Source organism: Flavobacterium ajazii (assembly GCF_010614725.1).
Lineage (GTDB): Bacteria > Bacteroidota > Bacteroidia > Flavobacteriales > Flavobacteriaceae > Flavobacterium > Flavobacterium ajazii.
Genome location: NZ_JAAEHL010000005.1, coordinates 215,068 through 232,139, shown reverse-complemented (window position 1 = coordinate 232,139; position 17,072 = coordinate 215,068). Strand labels below are relative to the sequence as shown.

The following is a 17,072-nucleotide window of genomic DNA, read 5'->3' as shown; positions in this document are numbered from 1 at the left end:
TTAACAATATGGAATATATTCACGCACAGCCAATAGTTAATTCTATTATTTATTCTTTTTTAGGAATAGTCATCTTATTAATCGGATACTTTATCATCGAAAGACTTACTCCTGAGAAAACATGGAAAGAAGTTGTAGAAAAAAATAACATTGCTGTTGCGATTGTTCTGGCAGCTTTTATCATTGGAATCTCCATGATTATTAGTGCCGCAATTCATGGGTAAAAAGTTTCTCAGGTTTGAATTTCTTTTACTGTTTGCTGTCTTTATAATCGCCACCTGCGGACTCATTTACGAATTGGTTGCAGGAACACTGGCAAGTTATTTATTGGGCGATTCGGTAAAACAATTTTCATTTATTATTGGAGTTTACCTGTTTTCGATGGGTATCGGCTCCTTTTTTTCAAAGTTTTTCCATAAAAATCTGCTCAACACTTTTGTTGAGATTGAGATATTGGTTGGACTGATTGGCGGATTGAGTTCGGTAGTTTTGTTTTTACTGTTCGAAAGCGTTGCATCCTTTCAGTTTATCTTGTATTTATTTGTTTTTGTAACCGGTTTTTTGGTCGGTTTGGAGATTCCACTTTTAATGAATATTTTAAAAGACAGAGTCGAATTCAAAGATCTGGTTTCAAATGTTTTTACCTTTGATTATATCGGGGCTTTGCTGGCGTCGATATTGTTCCCATTGGTTTTAGTGCCGAAATTAGGCATAATGGGAACGTCGCTTTTCTTCGGAATGATCAATGTGAGTATCGCCATTGTTTTATGTTTTCTTTTGAAGAATGAATTAAAAAAGCCTTATTTCTTAAGGGTAAAAGCAATTTTTTCATTTCTGCTTTTGCTGAGCGTTTTTGTTTTTTCAGATTCTATTCTGGCTTATTCTGAAGGCAAATTGTATGGAGAAAATATTATTTATACCAATACAACTCCGTATCAGCGAATTGTTTTAACACATAATAAAAGTGATTACCGATTGTATTTAAACAACAATCTGCAGTTTAGTTCTGCTGATGAATATCGCTATCACGAAGCTTTGGTTCATCCTGCAATGTCGATTGCTAAAAAGGTAAAAAACGTTTTAGTTCTGGGCGGTGGAGATGGTTTGGCGGTTCGTGAAATATTGAAATACAAAGAGGTTGAAAAAGTAACTCTGGTTGATTTGGATGAAGGAATGACAAAGCTTTTTAAAACCAATACAGTATTAACGAATTTCAATAAAAACTCATTGAATAATCCGAAAGTTACAGTGATCAATACTGATGCTTACATTTGGGCAAAAAGCTGTACAGAAAAATTTGATGTTGCAATTATTGATTTTCCGGATCCTTCCAATTACAGTTTAGGAAAATTGTATTCATTAAACTTCTATCAAACCATAAAAACCATTTTACAGCCGGATGCAGCTGTTGTCATTCAGACTACTTCGCCTTATTTTGCGCCAAAATCATTTTGGTGTATCAATAAAACAGTAATGCAGGTTTTTCCACAGGTTGATGCGTATCATGCCTATGTTCCTTCTTTTGGAGAATGGGGCTATACGATTGCGATAAACGGTTTCGGAACTACTTTTAACGATGTAAAAAGACAAGTTCCGGGGCTGAAATTCTACAATTATCAGTTCGATCGGTTCAATTATTTTACCAACGATATGATTTCAAGCCAAATAGAAATCAACCGTTTGGATAACCAGATTTTAGTGCGCTATTTTGATGAAGAGTGGGGAAAATTGCAATAAAGGAAGACGAAATTTCATAAAAGGAATTGGGGCTTCATTGCTTCTGATTCCGTTTTTACAGTTTTGTTCCGATAAAATAGCGATTTTAATGATTCGATTGTCCGGAACAAATCATCTTCTGGGGCATCGGTTATGGATTAAAGATTTTCCGAAGCCAACAGAGCAAATTCAGATTCCGTATTTAATTATTGGAGGAGGAATTTCGGGACTTAGTGCTGCCCGCCAGTTTCATAGAAAAGGGATTTCAGATTTTTTGCTCCTTGAAATGGCAGATCATCTGGGCGGAAACTCTTCAAATGGCGAAAATAAACATTCAAAATATCCATTAGGAGCACATTATCTTCCTCTTCCCAATTTTGAGGATAAAGAATTACTGCATTTTCTGGAAGAAGAAAAAATTATCTTAGGGTATAATGAAAAAGGTCTTCCGGTTTTCGATGAACTGCAATTGACTTTTGCGCCTGACGAAAGATTGTTTTATAAAAATAACTGGCAGGAAGGCGTTGTTCCAAAAGAAGGAAATTCGGCTGAAGATGATAGGGAATTTATACGATTCTTTAAGGAAATGGATGCATTCAGAATAGCTAAAGGAGCAGATCAGAAATACTTATTTGATATTCCGATTTATCTTTCTTCTGAAGATCAAAATGCACGAAATCTGGATAAAATAACCATGCAAAAATGGTTTGAAAATAATAATTTCAAATCGAAACCTTTATTCAATTATATCGATTATTGCTGTAAAGATGACTTTGGATTAGGAATTGAATTCGTTTCTGCCTGGGCCGGAATTCATTATTTTGCCGGAAGAAAACAGGATTCGGTTGCCGATAAAAATGAAAGCGTTTTAACCTGGCCGGAAGGTAATGCAAGATTAGCCGGTCATCTTAAAAAATATGCTGAGAAGAAAACCCTGAAAAACCATTTGGTTTATGAGGTAAAAGTCGAAAACAATAAAGTTGTTGTAAAGGCATTTGATGATGTCAAAAAGGTTTCAGTACAAATCATTGCAGACAAAGTTATTATGGCAACACCTCAGTTTGTCAATCAGTATTTGATAAAAGACAGAAAAGCTTTTACAAAAGAATTTCATTATACACCATGGCTTTTGGCAACTTTAACGGTAAATGATTTGTCAGACAATTTCAGTTTTCCGCTTTCGTGGGATAATGTGATTTATGATGCCAAAGGTCTGGGTTATGTATATGCGCAGCATCAGACGCTCAATCAGGTTCAGGAGAAAAAAGTAATCACCTATTATTATAGTTTTTCATCACCGGATTTGAAGAAAACCCGAAAAGAAATCTATAAAAAAGATAAGGAATACTGGAAACAGGTTGTTTTTGATGACCTGAAAATTGCGCATCCGGATATTGAAGAATACACGGAAGAAATGGAGGTCTTTATTTTAGGCCACGGAATGATTTCGCCAGTACCTGATTTTATTTTTGGTCAGGCCAAAGAGAATGCGGCAAAAAATATCGAAAACCGAATTTATTTTGCTCATACCGATCTGTCCGGAATCTCTATTTTTGAAGAAGCTTTTCATCAGGGAATTAATGCTGTAAACCAAATTTTAAATGATGCAACCCTGGATTCATAAAGCCAAAACAGATTTACTGTTTATCATCGGACCGTCATTTTTTGTACTGGCGATCATTTTTATGTTTCAGGATTACATAACTGAAATCGAAAATAATTATTCTTTTTATACCTGGCTTTTTTTAATTGTTTTTATCGACGTAGCCCACGTTTATGCGACTTTGTTTAAAACGTATTTTGTTGCAGATGAATTTCAGAAAAAGAAGAAATTGCTAATTCTCCTGCCGATTATTTGTTTTGTAATAAGCATGGTTTTGTTTTCTTTCGGAAGTCTCGTTTTTTGGTCTTTTCTGGCTTATGTAGCTGTCTTTCATTTCATCAGGCAACAATATGGTTTTATGCGTTTGTATGCCCGTAACGAAGAAAAAACAAAGGCTTCTGTTATAATCGATAATCTGGCGATTTATGCAGCAACCGTTTACCCGATGCTGTTTTGGTTTTTGTCTCCCAACAGAAAATTTAACTGGTTTGTTGAAGACGAATTTTTTCATTTTGAGAATCAGACTTTATTGAATATTCTGTTTTGGATTTACATTGGTATTTTATTATTGTATGTGGTTCGTACTGGAATTATTTCAGTGAAAAACAGCTTTTTTAACATACCCAAAAACATTATTGTTTTAGGAACAGCCTTGTCGTGGTATTTCGGAATTGTCTATTTTAATGATGATCTTGTTTTTACTTTGCTGAATGTAGTTTCACACGGAATTCCGTATATGGCATTGGTTTATTTCAGAGAAGTTGAAAATAAAATTGATAGCGGTTCAGGAGTTTTTAGTTTCCTGAAAAGTTACAATGCTGTATTTATTTACGCATTGATTTTATTGGTAATTGCTTTTTCAGAAGAGTTTCTTTGGGAGTTTTTTGTGTGGAATGAAAACATTTCGATCAGTAATTTTGATTTCTCGGGCTGGCAGTTTGTCCTGGTTCCGCTATTGAGTGTACCTCAGTTTACACATTATTTACTGGATGGTTTTATTTGGAAGTCTAAGAAAGCTGTATGATTGATACGAATGTTTTATATTTTAATATTATGAAAAAACAAATTATACTTTTAAATTTTCTATTTATATTAATTTCCTGTTCTAAAAAACAAGAAGTCATATCGTTACCTTTTGATGATCAAGAGGTTAAGTCATTGCCTTCTGGTAATCAGGAAGCCAGGCCATTTCCTTTTGATAATTTTGTTTTTACTTTAGCAGACTCACTTCGTATCTATTCAATAAAATTTGCAAAAAGCGATACGATTTATGCTCATAAAAGTGATCCTTATCCAATAGAAAACTCGTATGCAATCCTTAAATCAAAAGAAAGAGAAAAACTTATTAAATTATTTAATGGAATAGATTTTACAAAGTTTGATAGTATTTATACAGAAGAGCATCTGTATGGCCGTCAGGCTTATGTTTTGGGTATTTCTATAGGAGATAAGCGAAAAAAGATTTCTTTATATGGAAATAAATTTCCAAAAGAGCTTAAAATATTCATAGGTTCATTAGAACAAATAAATGCCAAATTAAAATTTCTCCCAACAAAAAAAGTTTTAGATTTTGGTTATTTAGGGGATGTTTGGGCTCCACCTCCACCTCCGTCAATGTAAAAATAAAAATGCGTTCTTTAAATGGAAAATCCTCTAATCCAGCCCCGATAGAAATGATATCCTTTTGTGGCGGGGTTCGCCATAAAAGATAAAATGGATAGCGGGACTAAGGGTGTTTTAAAAACTAAAGTTTTGCTTCTTAAAATTATTAAATAGCTAATCCTGCAATATTATTTGGACTTTGGGCATAAGGCGCTCAACAAACGCAGCATAAGCCGATTCTGAAGGATGCAAACCATCTGAAGCAACCAGATTTGGATTGCTGAGTCCTTGTCTGGTAATATCGGTAATTCCAACAAAAACGATGTCATTTGTTTTGCAATAATTCTCGGCAAAGCTATTGTACTGATTGATTTCTGTGGAGATTTTTGCTTTTTGACTATCGCTTAAATTTTTTGCATAAGGAGTGTAGGCATAATCGGGAATCGAAACTACTATTACATTTTTTTTATCGCCTTTTGCCAATTCAATTGCTTTGGTTACTAACTCAGGAAATTCTTTTTCATAAACAGAAAAATCTTTGCCCTGATATTGATTGTTGACGCCAATTAACAACGTTACCAAATCATAATTGGATTCGGGTTTTTGCTGGTTTATGGCTGAAATTAAATTTGTGGTTGTCCATCCGGTTGTGGCGATAACTTTTAATGAAAAGTTAGTTTTTGTATAAAACATTTTTAAGCTTGTTTTGAGCTGTTCTGGAAATCGGCAGGTTTCGCAGACGCTTTGCCCAATGGTATAACTGTCACCTAACGCTAAATAATTTATTGATTTAGCAATTGGACCAGTTGGAATTTCCGGGTTCGGGACTGTTGTTGGAGGAGTAACAGGTTCGGGAGTAACTGCTGTTTCAGAAGGTGTTTCTTCAGTACTGCAGCTTAAAAGGAATATGGAAAGGATAACAGTAACTATTTGTTTAAATTGCGGTTTCATAATTTGTTTAAATTGCGATACGTTTAAACAAATAGTTACGTTAAATATATTATTTTGGTTTTTAAACCATTTCTGTTTTCAGGAGAATTTCTTCTTCGATGGCGTTCCAGAGTCCGATTCTTTTTTCAAGGGCAAGGATTGAAACTTCTTCTACTTCTTTCCATTTTTGGGCATCATCCTGGCATAAATCGGTAATCATCTGCATGGCCATTGGCCCGTGTTCATCAGCATCCAGTTCGATATGTCTTTCGAAATAATACAGTAATTTGCTTAAATCGGTATCCGGCAGGTTTTTTTGAAAGTTTTTCAGGATTTCAGTAAACATACTTGGAATCAGATCTTCTCTTCCAAAAGTGAAAGCGGCAGCTATTTCATGTGGTTTTCCTTGTTCAATAACTCTAAAGGTGAAATCTAAAAAAGATTTTACATCCGGATGCAATGAACTTTGTTTGATGGCCACAAAAATATTATGAAGCGAATGTACTTCAGATAAAAATTTGTTAATCCCTGTTGTGTCTGCGCCACAATCCTCCATCGCTTCAAGATACATTTCGTAGTGACTTTGTCTTCTGCCATCGATGCTAAGATCTGTTTCTTCGGCAAGGACAATTTCGTTGATTAAATATCTGGTTTCAGGATTCTCGGTGGCAAACCAGGGTGTGGTTGTGCAGGTAAGTTTGGCTTGTAAAGCCTTCAATAATGACATAAAATCCCAAACAGCAAAAACATGGCTTTCTAAAAAGCGATGTAAGTCATCGATGCTCTGGATTTTATTGTACAAAGGATGCTGTAACAGCACATCTTTTTGAGGCTGGATGTTTTTGTTAATGGTAGTAATATTCATAGGTGGTATTTTTTGGTAAATATAAAAAAGCTTCCCGGTTAGAAGAAGCTTTTTTAGAATCATTTGTATATATTTTAATAGATGTTTATGATTTAAATGCTGGAATCCCAGTGACATCCATTCCGGTTATCAATAAATGAATGTCATGTGTTCCTTCGTAGGTGATTACACTTTCAAGATTCATCATATGGCGCATGATCGAATATTCGCCTGTAATCCCCATTCCGCCCAGCATTTGTCTGGCTTCGCGTGCAATGTGAATCGCCATATCGACATTGTTGCGTTTCGCCATAGAGATTTGGGCTGTTGTTGCCTTTCCTTCATTTCTTAATACACCCAGGCGCCAGGTTAATAATTGCGCCTTCGTGATTTCGGTAATCATTTCTGCTAATTTTTTCTGCTGTAACTGTGTTCCGCCAATTGGTTTTCCAAACTGGATTCTTTCTTTGGCATAACGTAAAGCCGTGTCATAACAGTCCATTGCTGCTCCGATTGCTCCCCAGGCAATGCCGTATCTGGCTGAATCTAGGCAGCCAAGTGGTGCTCCTAAACCTGATTTGTTGGGTAATAAATTTTCTTTAGGAACTTTTACGTTATCAAAAATCAATTCACCTGTAGATGATGTACGAAGCGACCATTTGTTATGTGTTTCTGGTGTTGTAAAACCTTTCATACCACGTTCTACGATTAATCCGTGAATTCTTCCTTCTTCATTTTTCGCCCAAACGACAGCAATATCAGCAAAAGGTGCATTCGAAATCCACATTTTGGCACCATTTAAAAGATAATGATCTCCCATATCTTTAAAATTGGTAATCATACTCCCTGGGTCAGAACCGTGATCGGGTTCGGTTAAACCAAAGCAGCCCATGAATTCTCCGGTGGCTAGTTTTGGTAAATATTTTAGGCGTTGTTCCTCGTTCCCGTATTTCCAGATTGGATACATAACCAAAGAAGACTGAACAGATGAGGTAGATCGTACGCCTGAATCCCCGCGTTCAATTTCCTGCATAATCAGTCCGTACGAAATCTGGTCTAAACCAGCTCCTCCATATTCTACCGGAATGTAAGGGCCAAATCCACCGATTTCTCCGAGACCTTTTATAATTTGCTTAGGAAATTCGGCTTTTTGGGCATATTCTTCAATAATAGGAGAAACTTCTCTTTTTACCCATGCACGTGCAGACTCGCGAACCAGTTTGTGTTCGTCTGTTAGTAAATCATCAAGGTTATAATAATCAGGTGCCTGAAATAAGTCGGGTTTCATGGTGCGATAGTTTTGTTAACTGCAAATCTACATAAAGAAATGTAACAAAACTAATAGTTATTGTTGTAAAATAAATACTTAACTTATTTGAGTTATTCAAAAGTAAGCAATAGATTTTTTTATAGATTTTGAATTACCTAAAGATAAAATTGAGGATTACATTTTCAGATAAAAATCTTTTGTCAGCTGAATATACTCAGGCGTATAAATATGTCTGGAAGTTTCAATGATTAATTCATCGATTTCAGTTTCCGGATTTTCATTGCGGCTAAAAGCCAATAAACTGCGTTTGATTTCTGAAGCCGGAGTTCCTTTTACGCGTGTAATTTTGGTTGGATATAATTCGGCTTCTTTTGCTAAAGCTATAAAGCTTTCCTCTTCTTTAAAAGGAAGAATTACACTAAAGATTCCGTTTTCGGAAAGTAACAAAGCAGCAGCTTCAATGAGTTCTTCAAAAGGCATCGCATCCTGAAAACGTGCTAAGTCACGCTGATCGTTTTCGGTTTTATAATCTTCAGAATAAAAAGGCGGATTTGAAACAATTAGGTCATATTCGTCTTCCGGTTCTTCGATAAATTCATCTAAACCGGCATGAAAACAGAATAAGCGGTCTCCCCAAGGCGAATTTTCGAAATTTTCAACAGCCTGTTCGTAGGCATCCTCATCAATTTCGAGAGCATCAATTTGTTCAGCAGAAGTTCGCTGTGCCAGCATCAAAGCAATAATTCCCGTTCCTACACCAATGTCTAAAACACTAAACGGATTATGGTGAATTGGAGTCCACGCACCAAGTAAAACGCCATCTGTTCCTACTTTCATGGCAGTTTTATCTTGTTTTACATAAAATTGTTTGAATTGAAACATAATGATTTAAGAATGATGATTAACGATTTCTGATTTTCCCCTCAACAAATGAATAATCTAAAAATCCAACAATCTAAGAAGTCTAACAATCTAAATTAAAGGTACATTTCAATAAGACCCTCCGGCAGATCCATAATCACTTTTTTGTTTTCACGATCAATTTTTACAAGGAAATGGTCTATCATTGGAACTAAGATTTCTACATTACCATTCAAAACTTCAAAAAGCGGCTGTGCAGAAGAATCATTAATAGAAGTAATTTTCCCGAATACACCTAAACGCTGGTCTTCGATTTCAAAACCTATAACTTCGTGGAAGTAGAATTTGTTACCTGTAAGTTTTGGTAACATTGTTAAAGGAAGATAAATAGCACTGCCAATTAAAGCATCTGCATCTTGTTCTGTATTTACATCTTCAAAACGAACTCTTAAGAAATCGCCTTTATGTAGAGAACTGGTTTCAATAAAAAAAGGAATCAGATGTTTGTTTTGTTCAACAAACACTGATTCCAGATTTTCGTATAACTCAGGTTCGTCTGTGTCTAAATAGATCAGAACTTCACCTTTGAAACTAAATTTTTTAGCGATTTTACCTAAATAAAAACAATCTTCTTTACGCATTACCGCCAAGTAAAAATTATGCTTCAGTTGTTTCGTTATTCTCTTCAGCAGCAGGAGCTTCTTCAGCAGCTTCAACTTCAGCAACTTCTTCAGTAGCCTCAGCAGCTTGTGCAGCGGCAGCAGCTTCAGCTTGTGCAGCAGCAGCATCAGCAACACGTTTAGCGTTAACTTCTTTCTCTGCTTTTAATGCTGTAGCTTTAGCATCAGCTTTTGCTTTAGATAAACCATCTTTTTTAGCATCAACTTTTCCAGCTTTTGCTTCTAACCATGCAGTTAATTTAGCATCAGCCTGCTCTTGAGTTAAAGCTCCTTTACGAACTCCTCCGTCAAGGTGGTGTTTCAATAAAGCACCTTTGTAAGAAAGGATAGCTCTTGCAGTATCAGTTGGCTGTGCACCATTGTGTAACCATTTAACTGCGCTGTCAAGGTTTAACTCAACAGTTGCCGGGTTAGTGTTTGGATTGTAAGTACCGATTTTCTCTAAGTATCTACCATCTCTTTTTGAGCGTGCATCTGCAGCTACTACCCAGTAAAAAGGTTTTCCTTTTTTACCGTGTCTTTGTAATCTAATTTTTACTGACATAATCTAATGATTAAATTTTGAGGTACTCGACCTCTGTTAATTAAGGGCGCAAAGATATAATTTTTTTGTCAATTATACGTTCAGATTAAAATAATTCTGCTTAGATAGAATTTCGTTAAAAAGATATTGGTTTGAGACTGTGTGTTTTCTATACTGATTAAACCTATTTTTCTAAGCTTTTTTTGATAATACCGCTACAATATGAAGAAATGGATTTTTTTGCTTTCTCTGATGGGAATACTCTTGTCGTGTACTGCAGAGGATGTTAAATTCAATAATACGGCATTTCAAACTTTAAAAAATAATGTTTTTTGGAGGGCTCAGAGCTATCAGGCTTATTTGACTCAGAGTGGCAATGTAATTATTGAGGGATCGTTAGGGTTTGAAAAAGTAACTTTACAGACATCATCTTCAGCAGAACAAACTTTTACCCTTGGGGCTGATGATATTTCTAAAGCGTATTTTGAAGACAGCTCTTCTGATAATGCGGTTTCATTTTATACAGGAACAAATATAGGAACCGGACAAATAGTGATTACTGAGTTTAATTCTGAAAGTCAGACAATATCCGGAACGTTTAAATTTACTGCTGTAAATAAGAATGAGGCTGATACTGAAAATCCGAAAATTAGTTTTACCGAAGGAGTGTTCTACAAAGTTCCTGTAATAGCAGAGGAAATGTTTTAAAGTTTTTTGTTTGCAATATTGGATTTGATTTTAAAATCAAAATAAAAACATAAATAAACTAATCTGTAGTAGATTAGAGAAAAATAAAACTACATTTGTTCTATTATTATAAATAAGTATATATGAACATTTTTGTTGGAAGCCTTCCATTCAGTATTGAGGAAGCAGATTTAAGAGAGTCTTTTGAGGCTTATGGAGAGGTAGATTCAGTTAAAATTATTACTGATAAATTTACCGGAAGAAGCAAAGGATTTGGTTTTGTTGAGATGCCAAATGACGCAGAAGCTCAAAAAGCAATTGATGAATTGAACGGAGCTGTCGTTTCAGGTCGTACAATTGTGGTTAATAAATCTGAACCAAAACCTGAAGGTGAAAGAAGAAGCTTCAATAACAACCGTGGAGGTAATTCTCGCGGAGGTTACGGAAACAACCGTGGTGGAAATGACCGTGGTGGAAACAGAGGAGGATATTAATATTTTTTTCTAAATATATAAAAAGGCGTCAATGAAAATTGACGCCTTTTTTGGTTCTATTATTCTAAGTAAATTAGATGTTAGCAGCTAACCAGTCACCTACTTCTTTGGTACCGTATGCTTTGCCTCCATTAGCTAAATCTTCAGTAACTACTCCGGCTTCTAAAGCTTTGTTTACAGCATCTCTCATTGCTTTTCCTTCTTCCATCAATCCGAAGTTTTCAAACATCATAGCAGCAGACAAAACGGTAGCCATTGGGTTAGCAATATTCAATCCTGTAGCTTGTGGGTAAGAACCGTGAATAGGCTCGAACAAAGATACTTCAGCCCCCATAGATGCAGAAGGCATTAATCCCATTGAACCAGAAATTACTGAAGCTTCGTCTGTTAAAATATCTCCAAATAAGTTTTCAGTAATCAATACATCATAAGAGTTTGGCCATTGAACCAAACGCATTGCAACGGCGTCAACAAATTCGTAGCTTACTTCAACTTCCGGGTAGTCTTTTTCCATTGCCTGAACCGTTTCTCTCCATAAACGTGAAGTTTCCAAAACGTTTGCTTTATCAACGCAGCATAGTTTTTTAGAACGTGTCATGGCTAATTCGAAACCTTTTTTAGCTAAGCGCTGTACTTCAGCTCTGGTGTAAACACAGTTGTCAAAAGCAGTATCCCCGTTGTCTTTTCTTCCTTTTTCGCCAAAATAAATTCCTCCGGTTAATTCTCTTAAGAAAACTAAGTCAGTTCCTTCGATTCTTTCTCTTTTTAACGGAGATTTATCTAATAAAGAAGGGAATGTAAAAGTTGGTCTTACGTTTGCGAACAAACCTAGTGCTTTACGCATTTTTAACAAACCTTGCTCTGGTCTTACCGGTGCAGAAGGATCGTTATCGTATTTAGGGTGTCCAATCGCTCCAAAAAGAACAGCATCAGCATTTTTGCAAATTTCGTGTGTAGAATCCGGATAAGGCTCACCTACTGCATCAATTGCAGCAGCACCGGTTAAAGCTGGTTTCCATGTGATTTCATGTCCAAATTTTTGTGCAACAGCATCTGATACTTTTACTGCCTGATCAATTACTTCTGGTCCGATTCCGTCTCCGGCTAAAAGGGCTATGTTAAATTTCATTTTATTGATATTATAGGTTATTTTCTATTTCGATTATTTATTTTATTTCAGTTTTACTGAGTAATTACGTTAAGCATTTTTTGAGTAGCAATAATTGCAGCAACTGTCTGATCCGAATCTAATCCGCGGGTTTTGAATTCTTTTCCGTTGTTGACCCAAGTAATGATAGTTTCACATAAAGCGTCAGAACTACTTCCTGGCGGGATTCTTACGGCATAGTCAATCAATTTCGGAAGTGTTAGTTTTTTGCTTTTGTAAATTTTAGATAAAGCATTCATAAAAGCATCAAACTGACCGTCTCCCTGAGCATTTTCTTCGATTATTTCTCCGTTTAAATTTAAAGATAAAGTCGTAGATGGGCGCATTCCTTTAGAATGAACCAGAATGTAGGAATTTACAGTGATTTTTTCCTCATATGTATGACTGTCCAAAACGTCAGAAATAATATAAGGTAAGTCTTCTTTGGTTACGGTTTCTTTTTTGTCGCCCAGTTCAATAATTCTTTGGGTAACCAATTTCAGATCTTCGTTGTTTAATTTTAAACCTAATTCCTGAAGATTTTTTTCGATATTGGCTTTGCCCGAAGTTTTTCCAAGGGCGTATTTTCTCTTTCTTCCAAAACGCTCCGGAAGAAGATCATTAAAATATAAATTGTTTTTGTTATCTCCGTCAGCATGAATTCCAGCTGTTTGCGTAAAAACGTTGTCTCCAACAATCGGTTTGTTTGCAGGAATTCTGTATCCGGTAAATGTTTCAACCAGTTTGCTTACAGAATATAAAGAAGTCTCTTTGATGTTAATGCTAACTTCCGGTAAATAATCATTGATTACAGCAACCGTACTTTCAAGTGGTGCATTTCCTGCACGTTCTCCCATTCCGTTTACGGTAACGTGAAGTCCATTGATGCCTGCTTTTATGGCTTCCATCACGTTGGCAACACTTAAATCGTAATCGTTATGCGCATGGAAGTCAAAATGAATCTGCGGATATTTTGCTTTAATTTTAGAAATGAATTCAAAAGCCAAAGACGGAATTAAAACGCCTAAAGTGTCAGGAAGTAACACTCTTTTAATTGGCTGGGTCGCTAAGAAATCTAAGAATTCGAAAACATATTCAGAAGAATTTCGCATTCCGTTGCTCCAGTCTTCCAGGTAAACATTGGTTTCAATATTATTTTCTTTTGCTAAAGCAATAATTTGAGCTATCTCTGAAAAATGCTGTTCCGGAGTTTTTTTTAATTGATGTGTTAGGTGATTCATTGAGCCTTTAGTCAATAAATTTTGAACTTTAGCACCGGCTTTTTTCATCCAGTCAATAGAAACACCGCCATCAACAAATGTCAGGACTTCGATTCTGTTAATGTATCCTTTTTCTTCGGCCCATGAAGTAATACCTTTTACTGCCTGAAATTCTCCTTCGCTCACGCGTGCAGAAGCAATTTCGATTCTGTCAATATTTAATTCTTCCAACAACAATTGTGCAATGGTCAGTTTTTCTGCAGCAGAAAAAGATACTCCAGAGGTTTGTTCACCATCACGGAGCGTTGTATCCATTATTTCAATTTTTCTTTTTTCCATTATTATATTGTTTGCTTTTAGATAAGCACGGTAATTTTAATGTTTATTTTTTTGTTATCAGAATTAAACCTGTTGACCAACACATTTTTGTTAATTCAATATCTGTTCTTTGTTCTAAATCCTGAATAAGGTTTTCAACATTTTTCGCATGATTTTCTGGCCAGTTGGGCTGTGGCAGCATATCATCAATTAAATATATTCCACCTGAATTCAGTAAATCTAAAGTTTCTTCTAAAACTGCATATTTACCTGGCCAGGCATCGGCAAATATTAAGTCAAACTTTGCATTGCTATAATTTAAAATCCATTCTTCGGCATCATCACAAACAAATGAAATATTTGATTTTTGAAAATATTTTTTTGCGATACTTTGATATTCTATTGAATTGTCAATCGAAATTAATTTAGAACTATTGCTCATTCCATCTGCAATCCACGAAAGTGATAATCCGGTGCCGGTTCCTAATTCTAAAAAATTTCCATCCCTTTTTGTTGCTATTAAAGTTCTTAAAAAGCTTCCTGTTTGTAAATCTGAAGGCATTGAAAACGAAATTTTTTCAGAATCTGTCTTGATTTCGGAATAAAATTTCGGTAATACAATGTTGGTGTCATTCATCTTTAGGAAATATTAATTTGAGATTTTAAGTTTTAAAAGGGTTTTAGATAATTAAATTAAAAGCAGTTACGAAGTCCAACTTTAGGGTTGAAACTTGCGTAACTGCGTTTGAGTTGGTTGTGTTTAGTAAGGAAGTTTGTCAGCAAAAGCTTTGATATCTTCCTTGATATTTTGTAAATAATCAATATCGTCAAAACCATTCATCAGGTTATTTTTTTTGTAACCATTGATAGAGAATGATTCCTGCTCGCCAGTTGACAATAAAGTAATTGTTTGATTTGGTAGATTGATTTCTAATTCTGTTTTAGGATCAGCTTCGATCGCTTTGAAAATGTTCTCTAAAAATTCAGGACTGATTTGTACTGGTAAAACACCAATATTTAAACAGTTTCCTTTAAAGATATCTGCAAAGAAAGAAGAAACTACAGCTCTAAAACCGTAATCGTAAACTGCCCACGCAGCGTGCTCTCTGGAAGACCCGGAACCGAAGTTTTTTCCTCCAACCAAGATTTTTCCGCTGTAAGTTGAATCGTTTAAAACGAAATCTGCTTTTGGAGTATCGTCTCCGTTATATCTCCAGTCTCTGAAAAGATTATCTCCAAAACCTTCACGTTTTGTCGCTTTTAAGAAACGAGCCGGGATGATTTGATCTGTATCTACGTTCTCAATTGGCAACGGTACGCCGCTGCTTGTAAGTATATTAAATTTATCGTATGCCATTTTAATTTTAGATTTTTGGATTTTAGATTTTAGATTTTCTGAAAATGAGAATCTCTGTTAAATCTAAAAGCAATTTTATTGATTTTTTGAAATTGTTATTGCAATTGCCATTGACTAGAACAAATCTCTCGGATCTGTTAGTTTTCCTGTAACAGCAGCAGCAGCAGCCATAATCGGACTAGCAAGAAGCGTTCTTGAACCAGGACCCTGACGACCTTCAAAGTTTCTGTTTGAAGTACTTACTGCATATTTTCCGGCAGGAACTTTATCGTCGTTCATCGCTAAACAAGCAGAACAACCCGGCTGACGTAATACGAAACCAGCTTCAGTCAAAATATCTAAAATTCCTTCTTCTTTAATCTGTGCTTCAACAACGTGAGAACCCGGAACTAACCAAGCCGTAACATTATCTGCTTTTTTTCTTCCTTTTACAATTTCAGCAAAAGCTCTAAAATCTTCAATACGTCCGTTTGTACAGCTTCCTAAGAAAACGTAATCGATTTGTTTTCCGATCATTACGTCGTCTTCATTGAAGCCCATATAAGCTAAAGACTTTTTGTAAGTTTCCTCACCGCCTTCAACTTCTTTTGCATTCGGGATATGTTTTGTGATACCAATTCCCATTCCAGGGTTTGTACCGTAAGTAATCATTGGTTCGATGTCTTCAGCTTTGATATTTAATTCAGCATCAAAAACAGCGTCAGCATCAGTTTTTAGCGTTTTCCAGTATTCAACAGCTTTTGTCCAGGCTTCTCCTTTTGGAGCGTAAAGTCTTCCTTCAAGGAAATCGAAAGTAGTCTGGTCAGGAGCAATCATACCTCCACGAGCACCCATTTCGATACTTAAATTACAAACTGTCATACGGCCTTCCATAGTCATGTTTTCAAAAACATCACCAGCGTATTCAACAAAATAACCAGTTCCTCCGGAAGTAGTTAACTGAGCAATAATGTAAAGTGCAACGTCTTTTGGACCAACACCTTTACTTAATTGACCATTTACGTTGATACGCATTTTCTTTGGTTTAGGCTGCATAATACATTGAGTAGAAAGCACCATTTCAACCTCAGATGTTCCGATACCAAAAGCAATAGCTCCAAAAGCACCATGAGTAGACGTATGCGAATCCCCGCATACAATAGTAGCACCTGGCAAAGTAATTCCGTTTTCAGGACCAACTACGTGTACAATTCCATTTTTTTGGTGACCTAATCCCCAGTGAGAAATTCCGTATTCATTGGCATTGTCTTCAAGCGCTTTCAGCTGGTTTGCTGATAAAGCATCCGCTACCGGTAGATGTTGGTTTATAGTTGGGGTATTGTGGTCTGCAGTTGCAAAAGTACGCTCCGGGTATAAAACCTTAACGCCTCTTGATTTTAATCCTAAAAAAGCAACAGGACTTGTAACTTCATGAATGAAATGACGGTCAATAAAAAACACATCTGGTCCATCTTCAATTTTACGCACAACGTGTGAATCCCATACTTTGTCAAATAATGTCTTACTCATTTTTTATTTTTTTTAATTGTAATTTCTATAATCACAGCACTCCTGTTCATATAATAGCAAAACAAAAGTAGAAAAAGATAAAAAACCGTCAACTTCAATATTTCATTATATACGATGCCCAAACTAAAAACAAATTACGAATGCGCTTTTTTACATTCAATTTTGACTGAATAATGAAACGGGAACTGATTTTGAATTCTTTTTTCTGCTTAAATTTTAATTAACTGGTTTTAATTTTAATAGTTTGCAAATTTATTTCAAAAACACTACAAAATGGCGTGTTTAATTTAAAAAAATGTAACAAATCAAAT

Annotated in this window: 18 protein-coding genes; 7 read left to right on the top strand and 11 right to left on the bottom strand. The window is 35.5% G+C overall.

The window, feature by feature from the left end:
* The first annotated feature begins 8 nt into the window (after window positions 1-8).
* Genes GWR14_RS11180 through GWR14_RS11160 form a run of 5 tightly spaced genes read left to right on the top strand, consistent with a single transcriptional unit; the run spans window position 9 to window position 4,939 of the window.
* On the top strand, window positions 9-224 hold the full coding sequence (locus GWR14_RS11180) for a DUF350 domain-containing protein (RefSeq protein WP_163409110.1): 216 nt from the start codon (window positions 9-11) through the stop codon (window positions 222-224).
* Window positions 217-1,737, top strand: a complete 1,521-nt coding sequence (locus GWR14_RS11175; protein ID WP_163409109.1) for a polyamine aminopropyltransferase — start codon at window positions 217-219, stop codon at window positions 1,735-1,737. The genes GWR14_RS11180 and GWR14_RS11175 overlap by 8 nt, the downstream gene beginning before the upstream one ends.
* Entirely contained in the window at window positions 1,712-3,340 is a 1,629-nt protein-coding gene (locus tag GWR14_RS11170) for an NAD(P)/FAD-dependent oxidoreductase (RefSeq protein ID WP_163409108.1), read from the top strand. The genes GWR14_RS11175 and GWR14_RS11170 overlap by 26 nt, the downstream gene beginning before the upstream one ends.
* Window positions 3,318-4,343, top strand: coding sequence for a hypothetical protein (locus GWR14_RS11165; RefSeq protein ID WP_163409107.1), 1,026 nt, complete (start codon window positions 3,318-3,320; stop codon window positions 4,341-4,343). Before GWR14_RS11170 ends, GWR14_RS11165 begins: the two co-directional genes overlap by 23 nt.
* 29 nt (window positions 4,344-4,372) lie before the next feature.
* Complete coding sequence (locus GWR14_RS11160; protein ID WP_163409106.1) at window positions 4,373-4,939, top strand: hypothetical protein; 567 nt, start codon at window positions 4,373-4,375, stop codon at window positions 4,937-4,939.
* Window positions 4,940-5,095: 156 nt separating this feature from the next.
* Here GWR14_RS11160 and GWR14_RS11155 read toward each other — a convergent pair whose 3' ends face one another.
* From GWR14_RS11155 to GWR14_RS11130, 6 genes are all read right to left on the bottom strand, one after another.
* Window positions 5,096-5,872, bottom strand: a complete 777-nt coding sequence (locus tag GWR14_RS11155) for an SGNH/GDSL hydrolase family protein (protein WP_163409105.1) — start codon at window positions 5,870-5,872, stop codon at window positions 5,096-5,098.
* A gap of 61 nt (window positions 5,873-5,933) precedes the next feature.
* Window positions 5,934-6,716: a DUF3050 domain-containing protein gene (locus tag GWR14_RS11150; RefSeq protein WP_163409104.1), complete on the bottom strand. Its 783-nt coding sequence runs from the start codon at window positions 6,714-6,716 to the stop codon at window positions 5,934-5,936.
* A gap of 85 nt (window positions 6,717-6,801) precedes the next feature.
* Window positions 6,802-7,983: an acyl-CoA dehydrogenase family protein gene (locus tag GWR14_RS11145; RefSeq protein WP_163409103.1), complete on the bottom strand. Its 1,182-nt coding sequence runs from the start codon at window positions 7,981-7,983 to the stop codon at window positions 6,802-6,804.
* Between the two features lie 156 nt (window positions 7,984-8,139).
* Window positions 8,140-8,847 carry a tRNA1(Val) (adenine(37)-N6)-methyltransferase gene (locus tag GWR14_RS11140; RefSeq protein WP_163409102.1) on the bottom strand — a complete coding sequence of 236 codons (708 nt, stop codon included), beginning with the start codon at window positions 8,845-8,847 and terminating at the stop codon, window positions 8,140-8,142.
* 95 nt (window positions 8,848-8,942) lie between these two features.
* The gene (gene rimM / locus GWR14_RS11135; protein WP_163409101.1) at window positions 8,943-9,467 is read right to left on the bottom strand and encodes a ribosome maturation factor RimM; all 525 of its coding nucleotides are present in this window, start codon (window positions 9,465-9,467) and stop codon (window positions 8,943-8,945) included.
* Between the two features lie 16 nt (window positions 9,468-9,483).
* Window positions 9,484-10,050, bottom strand: a complete 567-nt coding sequence (locus tag GWR14_RS11130) for a 30S ribosomal protein S16 (RefSeq protein ID WP_163409100.1) — start codon at window positions 10,048-10,050, stop codon at window positions 9,484-9,486.
* Window positions 10,051-10,251: 201 nt separating this feature from the next.
* Here GWR14_RS11130 and GWR14_RS11125 point away from each other — a divergent pair, with 201 nt between their 5' ends.
* Together GWR14_RS11125 and GWR14_RS11120 are read left to right on the top strand one after the other, a co-directional pair.
* Window positions 10,252-10,737, top strand: coding sequence for a DUF6252 family protein (locus GWR14_RS11125; protein ID WP_163409099.1), 486 nt, complete (start codon window positions 10,252-10,254; stop codon window positions 10,735-10,737).
* Between the two features lie 122 nt (window positions 10,738-10,859).
* Window positions 10,860-11,210, top strand: a complete 351-nt coding sequence (locus GWR14_RS11120) for an RNA recognition motif domain-containing protein (RefSeq protein ID WP_163409098.1) — start codon at window positions 10,860-10,862, stop codon at window positions 11,208-11,210.
* A 73-nt stretch (window positions 11,211-11,283) separates the two neighbouring features.
* Here the strand turns inward: GWR14_RS11120 and leuB are convergent, their stop codons facing one another.
* From leuB to leuC, 5 genes are all read right to left on the bottom strand, one after another.
* Window positions 11,284-12,339, bottom strand: coding sequence for a 3-isopropylmalate dehydrogenase (leuB, locus tag GWR14_RS11115; RefSeq protein WP_163409097.1), 1,056 nt, complete (start codon window positions 12,337-12,339; stop codon window positions 11,284-11,286).
* Between the two features lie 53 nt (window positions 12,340-12,392).
* A complete protein-coding gene (locus GWR14_RS11110) occupies window positions 12,393-13,916 on the bottom strand; it encodes an alpha-isopropylmalate synthase regulatory domain-containing protein (RefSeq protein WP_163409096.1) in 1,524 nt (507 codons plus the stop codon).
* A gap of 43 nt (window positions 13,917-13,959) precedes the next feature.
* Complete coding sequence (locus GWR14_RS11105; protein WP_163409095.1) at window positions 13,960-14,532, bottom strand: O-methyltransferase; 573 nt, start codon at window positions 14,530-14,532, stop codon at window positions 13,960-13,962.
* Between the two features lie 123 nt (window positions 14,533-14,655).
* A complete protein-coding gene (leuD, locus tag GWR14_RS11100; RefSeq protein WP_163409094.1) occupies window positions 14,656-15,252 on the bottom strand; it encodes a 3-isopropylmalate dehydratase small subunit in 597 nt (198 codons plus the stop codon).
* 114 nt (window positions 15,253-15,366) lie between these two features.
* Window positions 15,367-16,761: a 3-isopropylmalate dehydratase large subunit gene (leuC, locus tag GWR14_RS11095; RefSeq protein WP_163409093.1), complete on the bottom strand. Its 1,395-nt coding sequence runs from the start codon at window positions 16,759-16,761 to the stop codon at window positions 15,367-15,369.
* Between the last annotated feature and the right edge of the window lie 311 nt (window positions 16,762-17,072).

Excerpts from the sequence above, each read along its gene's own strand:
- GWR14_RS11180 (WP_163409110.1), top strand. The coding sequence starts at position 9 with ATGGAATATATTCACGCACAGCCAATAGTTAATTCTATTATTTATTCT.
- GWR14_RS11175 (WP_163409109.1), top strand. The coding sequence starts at position 217 with ATGGGTAAAAAGTTTCTCAGGTTTGAATTTCTTTTACTGTTTGCTGTC.
- GWR14_RS11170 (WP_163409108.1), top strand. The coding sequence starts at position 1,712 with ATGAAGAGTGGGGAAAATTGCAATAAAGGAAGACGAAATTTCATAAAA.
- GWR14_RS11165 (WP_163409107.1), top strand. The coding sequence starts at position 3,318 with ATGATGCAACCCTGGATTCATAAAGCCAAAACAGATTTACTGTTTATC.
- GWR14_RS11160 (WP_163409106.1), top strand. The coding sequence starts at position 4,373 with ATGAAAAAACAAATTATACTTTTAAATTTTCTATTTATATTAATTTCC.
- GWR14_RS11155 (WP_163409105.1), bottom strand. The coding sequence starts at position 5,872 with ATGAAACCGCAATTTAAACAAATAGTTACTGTTATCCTTTCCATATTC.
- GWR14_RS11150 (WP_163409104.1), bottom strand. The coding sequence starts at position 6,716 with ATGAATATTACTACCATTAACAAAAACATCCAGCCTCAAAAAGATGTG.
- GWR14_RS11145 (WP_163409103.1), bottom strand. The coding sequence starts at position 7,983 with ATGAAACCCGACTTATTTCAGGCACCTGATTATTATAACCTTGATGAT.
- GWR14_RS11140 (WP_163409102.1), bottom strand. The coding sequence starts at position 8,847 with ATGTTTCAATTCAAACAATTTTATGTAAAACAAGATAAAACTGCCATG.
- rimM (WP_163409101.1), bottom strand. The coding sequence starts at position 9,467 with ATGCGTAAAGAAGATTGTTTTTATTTAGGTAAAATCGCTAAAAAATTT.
- GWR14_RS11130 (WP_163409100.1), bottom strand. The coding sequence starts at position 10,050 with ATGTCAGTAAAAATTAGATTACAAAGACACGGTAAAAAAGGAAAACCT.
- GWR14_RS11125 (WP_163409099.1), top strand. The coding sequence starts at position 10,252 with ATGAAGAAATGGATTTTTTTGCTTTCTCTGATGGGAATACTCTTGTCG.
- GWR14_RS11120 (WP_163409098.1), top strand. The coding sequence starts at position 10,860 with ATGAACATTTTTGTTGGAAGCCTTCCATTCAGTATTGAGGAAGCAGAT.
- leuB (WP_163409097.1), bottom strand. The coding sequence starts at position 12,339 with ATGAAATTTAACATAGCCCTTTTAGCCGGAGACGGAATCGGACCAGAA.
- GWR14_RS11110 (WP_163409096.1), bottom strand. The coding sequence starts at position 13,916 with ATGGAAAAAAGAAAAATTGAAATAATGGATACAACGCTCCGTGATGGT.
- GWR14_RS11105 (WP_163409095.1), bottom strand. The coding sequence starts at position 14,532 with ATGAATGACACCAACATTGTATTACCGAAATTTTATTCCGAAATCAAG.
- leuD (WP_163409094.1), bottom strand. The coding sequence starts at position 15,252 with ATGGCATACGATAAATTTAATATACTTACAAGCAGCGGCGTACCGTTG.
- leuC (WP_163409093.1), bottom strand. The coding sequence starts at position 16,761 with ATGAGTAAGACATTATTTGACAAAGTATGGGATTCACACGTTGTGCGT.